Source organism: Luteimonas sp. A478, assembly GCF_054052025.1.
In genome coordinates this window covers 60,855-73,666 of the sequence record NZ_JBSVRF010000007.1, presented here as the reverse complement: position 1 = coordinate 73,666, position 12,812 = coordinate 60,855, and the positions used below count along the sequence as shown (strand labels likewise).

The following is a 12,812-nucleotide window of genomic DNA, read 5'->3' as shown; positions in this document are numbered from 1 at the left end:
ACGGTGGTGGACGCGCCGCGCCGACGCCGCGGCCGTCAGATGACACGCGCCGAAATCGGGGAAATGTTCGCGCGCCTGCGTGAGCTCAATCCGAACCCCGAGACCGAGCTGGAATATTCCACACCGTTCGAGCTGCTGATCGCGGTCCTGCTGTCCGCCCAGGCCACCGACGTGGGCGTCAATAAGGCCACCCGGCGCCTGTATCCGGTCGCCAACACGCCGCAGGCCATCCTGGACCTGGGCGAGGAGGAGGTGCGGCGCCACATCTCCACCATCGGCCTGTTCAACACCAAGGCCAAAAACGTGATGGCCACCTGCCGGATCCTGGTGGAACAGCACGGCGGCGAGGTGCCGCGCGATCGCGCTGCCCTGGAAGCCCTGCCGGGCGTCGGCCGCAAGACCGCCAACGTGGTGCTCAACACCGCCTTCGGCGAGCCGACCATGGCGGTGGACACCCATATCTTCCGCGTCTCCAACCGCACCGGCCTGGCCCCCGGCAAGGACGTGCGCGCGGTCGAGGATGCACTGCTGAAGCGGGTGCCGGCCGAGTACCTGCTGGACGCGCACCATTGGCTGATCCTGCACGGCCGCTACGTGTGCAAGGCGCGCAAGCCCGACTGTCCGGTCTGCGTCATCCGCGACCTGTGCCGTTATCCGGACAAGACCCCCGGCGACACGGCCTGACCCGTCACGACTGCTGCGGGAGGGATGCGCGGGTTACTTGTGGGCCCGCTCCCGCAGCCATTTGGTTGCCACCCACTTTTCACCCTCAAGCACCGGCGCTCCCGCGTGCAGGGTGCCGGTCATCGGGTGCGGCCGGTCGTAGCTGAAGAACACCGCGTTGCCCTTGACCGCGCCGGCTTCGAAGCGCGCGTCGGGGAAGGTGGTCGCGCCGCCGCGGGCAGGCGTATTGAGATACATCACCACCGACGCCACGCGCTGGCCGCCACGAGCCAGGATGCCGCCCACGCCGGGCCGGTCGGGATCGAAATAGTCGTAGTGCGACCTGTATTCCGCGCCGACGCCATAGCGCAGCACCTGCATGGCCTCGCCGTTTTCCACCGGCCATTCGAGCAGCGCGGCGATCCGGGCCTCGATCCGCGCGACCAGGGCATTCTCGTCGCGGCGCAGGAACATGCCCTGGCTGGTGCGCGCCACGTGCACCTCGTCGGCGCCGGTATCCAGGTTCACCGTCGACGAGCGCGCGAGCCGATCACGCGAGAGGTCAACCAGCGCGTCGCACTCCTGATCCGATAGCAAACCGCCGAACACCACCAGCTGCGGGTGCACCAGGTGTGCCAGCACCTGCACCTGCCGATCACCGGCGCGCACGATCGATGCCCCGTTCCACGACAGCGGTGCGGGCACCGGGACTGGAACCGGAAGCTCACTGTCACGGGCGTGATCCTCAAGGTGCCGGCGCAGCACCGCCTCGACGGCGTCGATTGCGACCTGTTCCTGCCAGCCGCGGGCCAGCATCGGCGCTACCACCGCCTCGGGCGGATGGCCGGCGCGCACCTGGCCCAGGATCCAGGCCTCGAGTTCAGGATCGATCTGCTGTCCCACGCGGTTCCCCTGCACAGTTCGTCGCCGGTCCGGCACGACGCCCCCGCGAGGCTATCGGCCGTCAATGACGGCGGCATGACATCACGGGAACGGCGTCACGGCCGGAACGGGCGCGCTGTCAAGAGCCGGGCGATGTCATCCCCGCGTCCCGAAATTGTCATCGGCCACCGCTAAAACAGCGCTGTCTTTTGCTCCGCCGGGGAAGGCGGAGGCACGAACGCTGGCTGTCAGCGCCGCCCCTCCCGTACCACCACGTCCCTTCATCCAACCGCCCTACCGAATGATCTCGGAGAGATTCACGATGGCTGCGAACAATTACCGGACCCTGATGATGACCTTTGGCGCGGCGCTCGCCCTGAGTGCCTGCGGCAACGGCGCCGATCGCGTTGCATCCCCTGGCGAAGGCGCGTTTCCTCCGCCCCCGCCCACCGCCCCGCCACCGCCGGCCCCGCCGCCGCCGAGCCAGCCCCCGCCGAGCGGTGGCCCGGCCGATGACTGCCCGACCGGCTTTTCCAACGTCGGCACCGTGGCCGACGGCTCGCTGCGGGCCTGCCGCCTGCCGCAGCTGATCACCGGCAACCTGGTGGTGCCCAAGCGCGACGGCACGGTGTACGCCATCTCCGGCGCAGTGCAGGTGGGCCAGGACCAGGGCGGCGACGCCGCCAACCCCAACCCGGTGCCGCGCGGCTCTCTCACCATCGAGCCCGGTGTGACCGTGTACGCGTCATCCGGCAACGACTACCTGATCGTCAACCGCGGCTCGGAAATCCATGCCGAGGGCACCGCGGACGAGCCGGTGATCTTCACCGCCCGCGCGGATGTGGAAGGCGAGACCACCGCCGACACCATCGGCCTGTGGGGCGGCCTGATCCTGGCCGGCCGCGCGCCGATCAACGCCTGCCCGGGCGACACCGTGTCGGGCACGCCGCAGTGCCAGAGCCAGGTCGAGGGCACCAATGCCTTCTACGGCGGCAACGCACCCAACGACAGCAGCGGCCGCATCCGCTACGTGCAGGTCAAGTACTCGGGCTTCGAGATTTCGCCCAACAACGAGCTGCAGGGCATCACCGCCGCCGGCGCCGGCGCCGGCACCGTGCTCGAGTACTTCCACATCCACAACAGCTCCGACGACGGCATCGAAATCTTCGGCGGCACCATGAACGCCCGCTACCTGGTGGTGACCGGCGCCGACGACGATTCGATCGACACTGACACCGGCTGGGACGGCGGCATCCAGTTCGGCATCGTGATCCAGCGTGCCGGCGGCGGCGACCGCATGAACGAGTGGAGCAGCATCAACCGCACCCCGTACTCGCAGCCGCGCGTGGCCAACATCACATACATCGGCCGTCCCGGCGGCGGCGCCGCGATCCACCTCAACCAGGGCACCCAGGCCTCGTTCTACAACACCGTGGTGACCCGCCCGGCGGGTGGCAGCGGCTCGGGCGAGCGCTGCCTGGAGATCCGTGACGCCAACACCGCCGGCACGTTCCACTCGATGCACTTCTCATGCCCGGTGGCGTTCGAGGACCAGCGCGCGCAGGACGCCTTCGAAGCCGGCAGCAACAACGTGGTCGGCACCTCCAGCCTGGTGAACGGCTTCATCAACGGCCCGGAGGAAAGCGCGGTACCGGCCTACCAGAACCTGAGCGCGGAACACGCGTTCTTTGAGGACGTGGGTTACATCGGCGGCGTGCGCGACGCCAACGACACCTGGTGGCAGGGCTGGACCTGCGGATTGACGGCCGATTCCCCGGGCTGCTGACCGGAAACGACCGACACGGCACGGGGCGGCGGCAACGCCGCCCCGTTGCAATCACCACCAGGACCGTCCCGTTCGCAGAGGCCAACCAATGAACCGCATTTCCAACCGAAACCGGCTGGTCCGGCGCCATCTTCCGCTGGCGATTTCCGCGCTGCTCGCTCCATGCGCGGCACTGGCCGGCGACCCGGCCGCAGATACGCTGCCGTCGGCCACCCAGCTCGATGCCGTGCAGGTGCGCGGCGAATACATTCCCGAACCGATGCTGATGACCTCCGAGGTGGCCTCGTTCGTCACCCGCGAGGACTTCGAGCGCACCGGCGACAGCGACGCCGCCGCCGCACTGGCCCGCGTCACCGGCCTGAGCCTGGTGCGCGGCAAGTTCGTGTACGTGCGCGGCCTGGGCGAGCGCTATTCATCGGCGCTGTTCAACGGCTCGCCGCTGCCCAGCCCCGAGCCACTGCAAAGGGTGGTGCCGCTGGACCTGTTCCCGAGCGAAGTGCTCGAGAGCGTCACCGTGCAGAAGACTTACTCCGCCCGCTATCCCGGCGAGTTCGGCGGCGGCGTGATCGACCTGCAGTCGCTGGCGGTGCCGGAGCAGCCGTTCTTCAACCTGTCCATCGGGACCGGTGGCAACAGCGTCACCACCTTCGAGAAGGGCCTGACCCATTTCGGTTCGGACGATGATTTCTGGGGCTACGACGACGGCACCCGCAAGGTCCCACGCGAGCTTGCCGACGCCATGGCGACCGGTCGCCGCGTGGACCTGGGCGAGTTCGGCCGCGAGGACATCCGCCGCATCGGCCGCAGCCTGCAGAATGCCAACATCCGCGTGCTGCAGGAAAAGGACAGCATCGACCCGGACCTGAGCTTCGGCGGCAGCGCCGGCTGGTCGATGGACATGGACAATGACGCCCGCCTGGGCTTCATTGCGGTGGGCGGCTTCGACAACGAGTGGCGCACCCGCTTCGGCGTCCAGCAGGATCCGGTGTTCATCGATGACGTGGTCCAGTACAACTCCAGCTACGATTTCCTCTCCACCACCAACAACGCCAAGGTCAACGTGCTGCTGGGCGCAGGTTGGGAGAGTCCGCGCCACCGGGTGGCGCTGACCTCGCTGTACGTGCACGACACGCTCAAGGAAACCCGCAGCCGCGCCGGCCACGACAACCTCGCCGGCTTCGACGCCCGTGACGATTACACCGAGTGGTTCGAACGCGAGCTGATCAACAACCAGATCAGCGGCAGCCACAGCTTCGGCGAATTCGACGACCTGAAGATCGAGTGGCGCGGAGCGGTGGCCCGGGCCACCCGCGACGCCCCCTACGAGACCGGCATCCGCTACGAGAACATCGACGGTTACTGGTCGCATGACGGGTCGCGGGTGCAGAACTACATGCGCTTCAGCAACGTCGAGGACGAAGTCGCCAGCGGCGGCGTCGACGTGACCTGGCGCCTGCCGGTCGAACGCGACATCACCCTGACCGGCGGCTTTGCGTACTCGGACAACGACCGCAACGCCGAAAACCGCGAATTCCGCTTCCTGGCGCTGGATGGCCCGTTGCCGCACTACAACCGCTTTCAGCGGCCGGACTACCTGTTCTCCGACTACAACCTGAGCAACGATCTGCTGCGCCTGCGCGAGGTCACCGGCAACTCCGGCGACGCCGCCTACGACGCCACGCTCAAGGTCAAGGCCGGGTACCTGCAGACCGAGGCGGAGATCAACCCGTTCGTGCGCGCCACCGTGGGCGTGCGCTACGAGGACGCGACCCAGGCGGTGCACACCTACAACATCTTCACCGGCGAGCGGCAGGGGGGCGTGGAGCCACTGCGCAACAGCTACGTGCTACCGGCGGCGACGGTGACCTGGAACTTTTCGGACAACCAGCAGATCCGCTTCGGCGCATCCAAGACCATTGCCCGGCCGCAGTTCCGCGAGCTGTCGCCGCTGCAGTACCTGGACCCGGACATCGACCGCACTTTCTATGGCAACCCGTACCTCGTCGACAGCGAGCTGGTGAACCTGGACGCCCGCTACGAGTGGTTCTTCGGCTCCGGCGAATACGTCACCCTGGGCGCGTTCTACAAGGACATCGACCGCCCGATCGAAAGCAACGTCAACGACGCCCCGGGCGGCGGCATCCTGCAGAGCTTCCTCAACGCGCCGTCGGCCACGCTGTTCGGGTTCGAGGCGGAAGTGAAGAAGTACGTCGACCTGCCCATCCAGGCCAACTGGTGGGGCGACAAGCGCCTGTACCTGGCGGCCAACTACACCTGGTCGGACTCGGAAGTCGAGGTCAAGGATGGCGATACCGTGCATCCGTACGGCTTCGCCACTTCGCAGGACGCCACCCTGTTCGTGCGCGACGGCAGCCAGTTGCAGGGCCAGTCCAGCCATATCGGCAACCTGCAGCTGGGCATCGAGAGCGAGACCTCGGGGACCCAGGCCACCCTGATCGCCAATTACGTGGGTGAGCGGGTCAGCGCCCGCGGCCGTCCCGGCCAGCCCGACTACATGGAAAACCCGGGCACCTCGCTGGATCTCGTGCTTCGCCAGAAGTTCAACCTGGGTGGCCACGCGATGAGCCTGGGCTTGAGCGCCCGCAACATCCTGGAAGCCGATTTCCGCGAGTACCAGCAGGCCGGCGGCAACAAGGTGGACGTGTACCGGTACGAGCCGGGCGTGTCCTACACCCTGAGTCTGTCAGCGTCGTTCTGACCGGCTCCTGCGCCCACCCATCCGGCGATCCAGGCCGGGTGGGCGGGTGCCCCGGGGCAAATGTGGCAGTTGACGCGGAACTGTCATTGACCGGTCGCATCCTGTGCGGACTCCTGAAACTTGGCCGCGCCACCGCGGACGCCCGTGCCCCGATTTCCCGCGTCATTGCAGTCGTTGGCTCAAGCTGATCGCAGCGCCCTGCTGCGATCAGCCGTTGAAGTTGTCCTGGTGCTGCTGCTTGCCGCCCAGGCCGCGCGCCTGATCTGGCTGCTGGTCACTCCGTCGGGTCCGGTGGGCGACTGGCCTGCAACCGATGCAGCACGCACCACAGGTCCGGCCCCTGCCATTGCGCTCGCCTTCGACCCCTTCCATCCCGGTTCGCGCAGCGGCCCGGCAGCGGCCAATACCAGCGGCTATCGCCTGCACGCGGTGCGCGTTGCCGGCGCCTCCGGCTCGGCAATCCTGTCGACCGCCAGCGGCGGCGACCAGGCCGCCTTCCAGGTTGGCGATGAAATCACCCCGGGCGTGACATTGGCGAGTGTCGGGGCGGGCCACGCCGTGTTGCATACCGGCAGCGGTGACCAGCGGCTGGAACTGGAGTCGGCTGCATCCACCCTGCCTTCCCGGGCCGCGCCGGCCACCGGCAACCTGCCCTCGGCGGCGCCTCCAGCCGCAAACCGGGAAAGCGTCGCAGTCGACCCGGCGGCGCTGCTTGCCCAGGCCGGCCTGCGTGCCCGCACCGAAGGCGGCCGGATCACCGGCTACACCCTGATCCCCCGCGGCGGCGGCGAGCTGCTGCGCCAGGCCGGCCTGCAGGCCGGCGACGTACTGGTGGCCGTTGATGGCAACCAGCTCAATCCCGAACGGCTGGCCGAGCTGGAATCCCAGCTCGCCGGCCGCGACGAGGTCCGCCTGACCGTGCAGCGCGACGGCCAGTTGCAGACCCTGACCCTGCGGACGACATCACCTTGAATCTTCGAATCGCCCCGTGGCTGCTTGCAGCCGTCTTCGCTGCGTCCGCACCGGCAACGCTGCGTGCGCAGGAGACAACGCTGCCGGCCCCGGCGCTGAGCGTGCAGAACGCGGATATCCGTGCCTTCATCCAGGACGTGGCCCGGGCCACCGGCACCACCTTCCTGGTCGATCCGCGGGTGCAGGGCACGATCACCCTGTCCAACGAGGAGCCGCTGAGCGAACCGGAACTGCTCGGGATCCTGGTGGCCACGCTGCGCGCCAACGGCCTGATCGCAGTTCCGGCCGGCGACGGCGTGTACCGGGTGGTTCCCGACGACACCGCTGCACAGCAGCCGGGCGCGGTGTCCGCGGGGGGCGCCGGATTCTCCACCGAGGTCTTCACCCTGCGCCATGTCGATGCGGGCTCGGCGGTGGATACCGTGCGCCCGCTGGTGGGCCGCGGCGGCGTGGTGCTGGCCACGCCCCAGGGCAACAGCCTGCTGGTGGCCGACTATGTCGACAACCTGCGCCGCCTGCGCGGGCTGATCCGGCAGATCGACCAGGACCGCTCGCGGGTGGAAGCGGTAAGCCTGCGCAACAGTTCGGCGCGCGAAATCGCCAGCGTGGTCAACGGCCTGTACGGCGGTCAGGGCCGCGGCGGCGTGCTGACGGTGCTGCCGGTGGAGAGCAGCAATGCCGTGATGCTGCGCGGCGACGCCGAGCTGGTGGACACGGTGCGGCGGGTGGTCGAGGACCTGGACCGGCGCGCCGAGAGCAGCGGCGACGTGCGCGTGATCCGGCTCCAGCACGCCAGCGCCGAGGACCTGCTGCCGGTGCTGCAGCAGGTCCTCGGCACCCCGGAAGACACCGCAACGGCGTCGGCCCAGCGGGGCGGGAGCGGCATGACGCCTTCGCGCCAGCTGTCCATGCCTGCAACCGATGCCGGCACGACGGGAATGATGGATACCGCGATGGCCCTTGGCCGCGATGCCCAGGGCCACAGCGGGCCGCTGGCCGCCTCGGTGATGCTGGCGCCCGGCCGCCGCGCCACCATCGCCCGCTACCCGGGCGCCAACGCGATCATCATCAACGCCGATCCGGAGACCCAACGCATGCTGGTCGACGTGATCACCCAGCTGGACACGCGCCGCGAGCAGGTGCTGGTGGAAGCGCTGGTGGTGGAGATTTCCGACGCCGCCGCGCGCAAGCTCGGTGCCCAGCTGATGGTGGCCGGCCGCGACGGCAATATCCCTCTTGGCTACACGAACTTCCCGGGCAGCGCGCCGGGCGTGGGCGAATTGGCGGCAGGCGCAGCGGCGGCCCGCGCTGGCGACCTCGACTCGTCGGCGGTCAACAACGCGGTGCGCTCTCTGCTTGGCTACAACGGCGGCCTGATGGGCCTGGCCGGCGAGACCGGCAGCGCGGTGTTCGGGCTGATCATCGACGCGGTGAAGAGCGATACCGCCTCCAACCTGCTGTCCACGCCGTCGATCCTGACCCTGGACAACGAGGAGGCGCGGATCCTGGTTGGCCAGGAAGTGCCGATCACCACCGGCGAGGTGCTGGGCGATTCCAACAGCAACCCGTTCCGCACCATCCAGCGCCAGGACGTGGGCGTGCAGCTGGTGGTGCGGCCGCAGATCAACGCGGGCGGCGGCATCACCCTGGCCCTGCGCCAGGAGGTGTCCTCGATCGCAGGACCGGTCAGCGAGGACTTCAACGAACTGATCCTGAGCAAGCGCCAGATCGATACCCGGGTGCTGGCCGACGACGGTTCGATCGTGGTGCTGGGTGGCCTGCTGGACCAGGCCGACCGCAACACCGTCAACAAGGTGCCGGTGCTGGGCGATATCCCCGGCCTGGGTGCGCTGTTCCGCAGCACCGCGCGCGAACGCAACCAGACCAACCTGATGGTGTTCATCCGCCCCACCATCGTCCGTGACGCCGCCCAGGCGCAGGCAATCACCGCGCCACGCTACGAATACATGCGGGCCCGGCAGCTGGGCGGCGGCGGCACCGCCCCCGACGGCCGCGCACTGCTGGACGCGCTGATCCAGGACTACTTCGGCACCACCGCACCGGTGATGCCACCCGCGCCCCTGCCTGCCCCGACCGCGCCCGAGGCATCGGCGCAGGAACAGCCGCTGCCGTGACCGCCACGGTGACGCCGCCGCTGCCCTACGCTTTCGCCCACCGCCATGGACTGGTGGTGCTGTCCCAGGGCGATCCCGTGCAGCTCGGGTTGCGCGCAGGCAGCCCGCCGGATGGCCTGGTCGAGGCGCGGCGTGCACTGGGCCGGGCGCTGGACGTCCAGGTGCTGCCGGCGCCGGAGTTCGACCGCCGCCTGTCGGAGGCCTACGCCGTCGACGGTCTGGCCGGCGCCGACGGGCTGGAGCAGGCGGCTGACCTGGACGCGCTGGCGGGCGACCTGCCCGCCGCGGCGGATCTGCTCGACACCAGCGACGATGCGCCGGTGATCCGGCTGATCAACGCGCTGATCGCCGAGGCCGCGCGCAACGGCGCATCGGACGTGCACATCGAACCATTCGAGAGCGTGCTGCGGGTCCGCTTCCGCATCGACGGCATGATGCGCGAAGCGCTCAATCTGGCGCCGCGGGTGGCGCCGATGCTGGTGTCGCGGGTCAAGGTGATGGCGCGACTCGACATCGCCGAGCGTCGGCTGCCGCAGGATGGGCGAATCTCGCTGGCCATGGGCAGCAAGGCGCTGGACGTGCGCGTATCCACATTGCCGGCGCGCCACGGCGAACGGGTGGTGATGCGCATCCTGGACAAGGACCAGGGCGCACGCGGGCTGGACCAGTTGGGGATGCCGCCGCCGGTACGGGCCGCATTCACCGCCGCGCTGGCCCAGCCCAACGGCATCGTGCTGGTGACCGGCCCCACCGGTTCTGGCAAGACCACCACGCTGTACGCAGGCCTGCAGCGGCTCAACGACGGCAGCCGCAACATCCTCACCGTCGAGGATCCGGTTGAATACGCCGTGGAAGGCGTCGGCCAGACCCAGGTGAACGCACGGGTAGGCATGAGCTTTGCGGCAGGCCTGCGCGCGATCCTGCGCCAGGACCCGGACGTGGTGATGGTGGGTGAAATCCGCGATCCGGAAACCGCGCAGATCGCGGTCCAGGCCAGCTTGACCGGCCATCTGGTGCTCTCCACCGTGCATACCAACGACGCGCTGGGCGCGATCACCCGCCTGCGCGACATGGGCACCGAATCGTTTCTGCTCGCCAGCACCGTGCGCGTGGTGCTGGCACAGCGGCTGATCCGGCGGCTGTGCCAGCACTGCCGCCAGCCGCGCGTGGCCGACGCGCTGAGCGCGCGGCTGATGGGGGCCGACTACGACGGTCCGCTATTCGCGGCCACGGGTTGCCCACACTGCCAGCACACTGGCTTTGCCGGGCGCCTGGGCGTGTACGAGGCGGTGGCCATCGATGGCCGCCTGCGCGCCTTGATCGCCGCCGGGGCCGACGAGGATGCGCTGGCGCGTGAGGCCGCGGTATCCGGCGACTGGCTGGGCGATTCGGCCCGGGCATGTGTTGCCGCCGGTGACACCACGCCGGAGGAAGCGCTGCGCGTGGTCCGCCAGGACGGGGACAGGGCGTGAGCGTGGTTGCATTCGACTATGAGGCGCTGGACACCCAAGGTCGCAGTCGCAGCGGCACCGTGTCTGCCGGCAGCGAACACGAGGCCCGAGAGCGGCTGGCTGGACGCCGTCTGGTGCCGGTGCGGCTGTCGCCCGCAGCCCCCGCTGCGCCGGCGGGCCGGGGACGCTTTACCGCGCGCGACCTGGCGCTGGTGACACGCCAGCTGGCAACCCTGGCAGCGGTGGCACCGATGGAGGAAGCGTTGCGCACCATCGGCACCCAGGCCGAACGGGCGGGCACGCGCCGGGTGTTGCTGGCAACCCACGCCGCCGTGGTGGAGGGCTTCCGGCTGTCGGAAGCGATGGCGCGCCAGGGCAAGGCTTTCCCGCCGCTGTATCGGGCGATGGTGGCCGCTGGTGAGGGCACGGGCGCGCTGCCGGAAATCCTCGAGCGCCTCGCCGCGCTACTTGAACACCAGCAGCAGGTCCGGGGCAGGCTGCTGGCCGCCCTGGTCTATCCCGCCGCATTGGCGGCCACCGCCCTGCTGGTGGTGGTTGCGCTGATGACCTTCGTGGTGCCGCGCGTGGTCGAGCAGTTCGATTCCATGGGCCGCGCCCTGCCCTGGCTGACGCGGGCGGTGATCGCGGTATCGGAGGCAATGACCGGCTGGGGCTTGGCGCTGCTGGCAGCGTTTGCCCTGGCCGCAGTGGCCTTCGCGGCGCTGCTGCGCCGGCCCGGGCCACGACTGCGTTTTGACGCCGCCCTGCTGCGTGCGCCGTTCCTGGGCCGGTTGCTGCGCGACCTGCACGCCGCGCGCCTGGCCCGCACCCTGGCGATCATGCTCGCCAGTGGACTGCCGGTGATGGAGGGTTTGCGGATCACCGCGCGCACGGTGGGCAACCGCGTGCTGCACGACGCCACCGAAGGCATGGCCGAAGCGATCCGGGAAGGCGCCAGCCTGTCCTCGGCGATGCGCCGGGCCGGCGTGTTCCCCCCCACCCTGCTGTACATGGCCACCAGCGGCGAGGACAGCGGCCGGCTGGCGCCGATGCTCGAGCGCGCCGCCGATTACCTGGAGCGCGAGTTCGCCACCTTCACCTCGACCGCGATGAGCCTGCTCGAGCCGGCGATCATCGTTGCCATGGGCGCGCTGGTGGCGCTGATCGTGCTGTCGATCCTGCTGCCGATCCTTCAGTTCAACACCCTGGTGCTCGGCTGAGCACACCGTCCGGAGTCGTCCCATGCCCCCCATCCCCCGTACTTTCCGCCGCCGCCGTAACGCCACCGGCTTCACCCTGGTCGAACTCATGGTGGTGGTGGTGATCATCGGCCTGCTGGCCACGGTAGTGATGATCAACGTGATGCCCAGCCAGGACCGGGCCATGGCCGAAAAGGCGCGCGCCGATATTTCGGTGCTCGAACAGGCGACCGAAACCTACCGCCTGGAGAACCTGTCCTATCCGCCGCAGGTGGACGGCCTGCAGGCCCTGCTGCGGGCTCCGGCCGGCCTGGCCCGCCCGGAACGCTACCGCCAGGGGGGCTACATCCGGCGCCTGCCCGAGGACCCGTGGGGCAACCCCTACCAGTACCGCTATCCCGGCGCGCGAGGCGGCGCCTTTGACGTGTTCTCCTTCGGTGCCGACGGCAGCGAGGGGGGCGAGGGCGACGCGGCCGACATTGGCAACTGGAACTAGCAAGCCGTGACCGGGCCGCTGCACGCACGTCATCCCCTTTCGTCACCAAGGGTGCGCACGCGGGGCTGCGCCGGTTTCACCCTCGTCGAGCTGATGGTGGTCCTGGCGATCGTGGGCCTGCTCGGCTCGGTAATACTGCTGACGGCAGCATCGCCGGAAGCCGCTCTGCGACGCGAGGCCGACATGCTGGCAGCGCGACTGGTGCGCGCCCAGCAGGAGGCAATCCTGTCCACGCGCGCCGTGCGGGTGGAAGTGGACCCGGCCGGATACCGCTTCCACGTTGCGCGCAGCGGCGGCTGGCAACCACTGGGCGAGACGCCGTTCGATCCGGTCGCCTGGCCGACCGGTGTGGCACCAGCGCTGCCGGACGATGCCGGGGCGATGTGGTTCATGTTCGATCCCATCGGCACCGCTGAACCGCTGGCACTGGACCTGGCCGACGGCCGTGGCGCGCTGCGGGTGCAGGTGGATGCCGGCGGCGCGATACAGGTACTGGAGGCGCGCTGACG

Annotated in this window: 10 protein-coding genes; 9 read left to right on the top strand and 1 reads right to left on the bottom strand. The window is 69.4% G+C overall.

Features of this window, described 5'->3' with window-relative positions; genetic code table 11:
- Positions 1-39: 39 nt before the first annotated feature.
- Positions 40-684, top strand: coding sequence for an endonuclease III (gene nth / locus ACW7G3_RS13020; protein WP_456983261.1), 645 nt, complete (start codon positions 40-42; stop codon positions 682-684).
- 33 nt (positions 685-717) lie between these two features.
- Here nth and ACW7G3_RS13015 read toward each other — a convergent pair whose 3' ends face one another.
- A complete protein-coding gene (locus ACW7G3_RS13015; protein ID WP_456983260.1) occupies positions 718-1,566 on the bottom strand; it encodes a 2OG-Fe(II) oxygenase in 849 nt (282 codons plus the stop codon).
- A 301-nt stretch (positions 1,567-1,867) separates the two neighbouring features.
- Here ACW7G3_RS13015 and ACW7G3_RS13010 point away from each other — a divergent pair, with 301 nt between their 5' ends.
- The 8 genes from ACW7G3_RS13010 (at position 1,868) to ACW7G3_RS12975 (ending at position 12,810) form a co-directional block, all read left to right on the top strand.
- Positions 1,868-3,331 (top strand): hypothetical protein, encoded by a 1,464-nt coding sequence (locus ACW7G3_RS13010; protein WP_456983258.1) that lies wholly within the window; start codon positions 1,868-1,870, stop codon positions 3,329-3,331.
- An 88-nt stretch (positions 3,332-3,419) separates the two neighbouring features.
- The gene (locus ACW7G3_RS13005; RefSeq protein ID WP_456983256.1) at positions 3,420-6,050 is read left to right on the top strand and encodes a TonB-dependent receptor domain-containing protein; all 2,631 of its coding nucleotides are present in this window, start codon (positions 3,420-3,422) and stop codon (positions 6,048-6,050) included.
- A gap of 174 nt (positions 6,051-6,224) precedes the next feature.
- Positions 6,225-7,022, top strand: a complete 798-nt coding sequence (locus tag ACW7G3_RS13000; RefSeq protein WP_456983255.1) for a type II secretion system protein N — start codon at positions 6,225-6,227, stop codon at positions 7,020-7,022.
- A complete protein-coding gene (gene gspD / locus ACW7G3_RS12995; RefSeq protein WP_456983253.1) occupies positions 7,019-9,157 on the top strand; it encodes a type II secretion system secretin GspD in 2,139 nt (712 codons plus the stop codon). Before ACW7G3_RS13000 ends, gspD begins: the two co-directional genes overlap by 4 nt.
- Positions 9,154-10,629, top strand: coding sequence for a GspE/PulE family protein (locus ACW7G3_RS12990; protein ID WP_456983251.1), 1,476 nt, complete (start codon positions 9,154-9,156; stop codon positions 10,627-10,629). Before gspD ends, ACW7G3_RS12990 begins: the two co-directional genes overlap by 4 nt.
- 2 nt (positions 10,630-10,631) lie before the next feature.
- On the top strand, positions 10,632-11,828 hold the full coding sequence (gspF, locus tag ACW7G3_RS12985; protein ID WP_456983342.1) for a type II secretion system inner membrane protein GspF: 1,197 nt from the start codon (positions 10,632-10,634) through the stop codon (positions 11,826-11,828).
- A 22-nt stretch (positions 11,829-11,850) separates the two neighbouring features.
- Positions 11,851-12,303, top strand: coding sequence for a type II secretion system major pseudopilin GspG (gene gspG / locus ACW7G3_RS12980; RefSeq protein WP_456976066.1), 453 nt, complete (start codon positions 11,851-11,853; stop codon positions 12,301-12,303).
- 6 nt (positions 12,304-12,309) lie between these two features.
- Positions 12,310-12,810 (top strand): GspH/FimT family pseudopilin, encoded by a 501-nt coding sequence (locus ACW7G3_RS12975; RefSeq protein ID WP_456983249.1) that lies wholly within the window; start codon positions 12,310-12,312, stop codon positions 12,808-12,810.
- The last annotated feature ends 2 nt before the right edge of the window (positions 12,811-12,812 follow it).

Excerpts from the sequence above, each read along its gene's own strand:
- nth (WP_456983261.1), top strand. The coding sequence starts at position 40 with ATGACACGCGCCGAAATCGGGGAAATGTTCGCGCGCCTGCGTGAGCTC.
- ACW7G3_RS13010 (WP_456983258.1), top strand. The coding sequence starts at position 1,868 with ATGGCTGCGAACAATTACCGGACCCTGATGATGACCTTTGGCGCGGCG.
- gspG (WP_456976066.1), top strand. The coding sequence starts at position 11,851 with ATGCCCCCCATCCCCCGTACTTTCCGCCGCCGCCGTAACGCCACCGGC.
- ACW7G3_RS13005 (WP_456983256.1), top strand. The coding sequence starts at position 3,420 with ATGAACCGCATTTCCAACCGAAACCGGCTGGTCCGGCGCCATCTTCCG.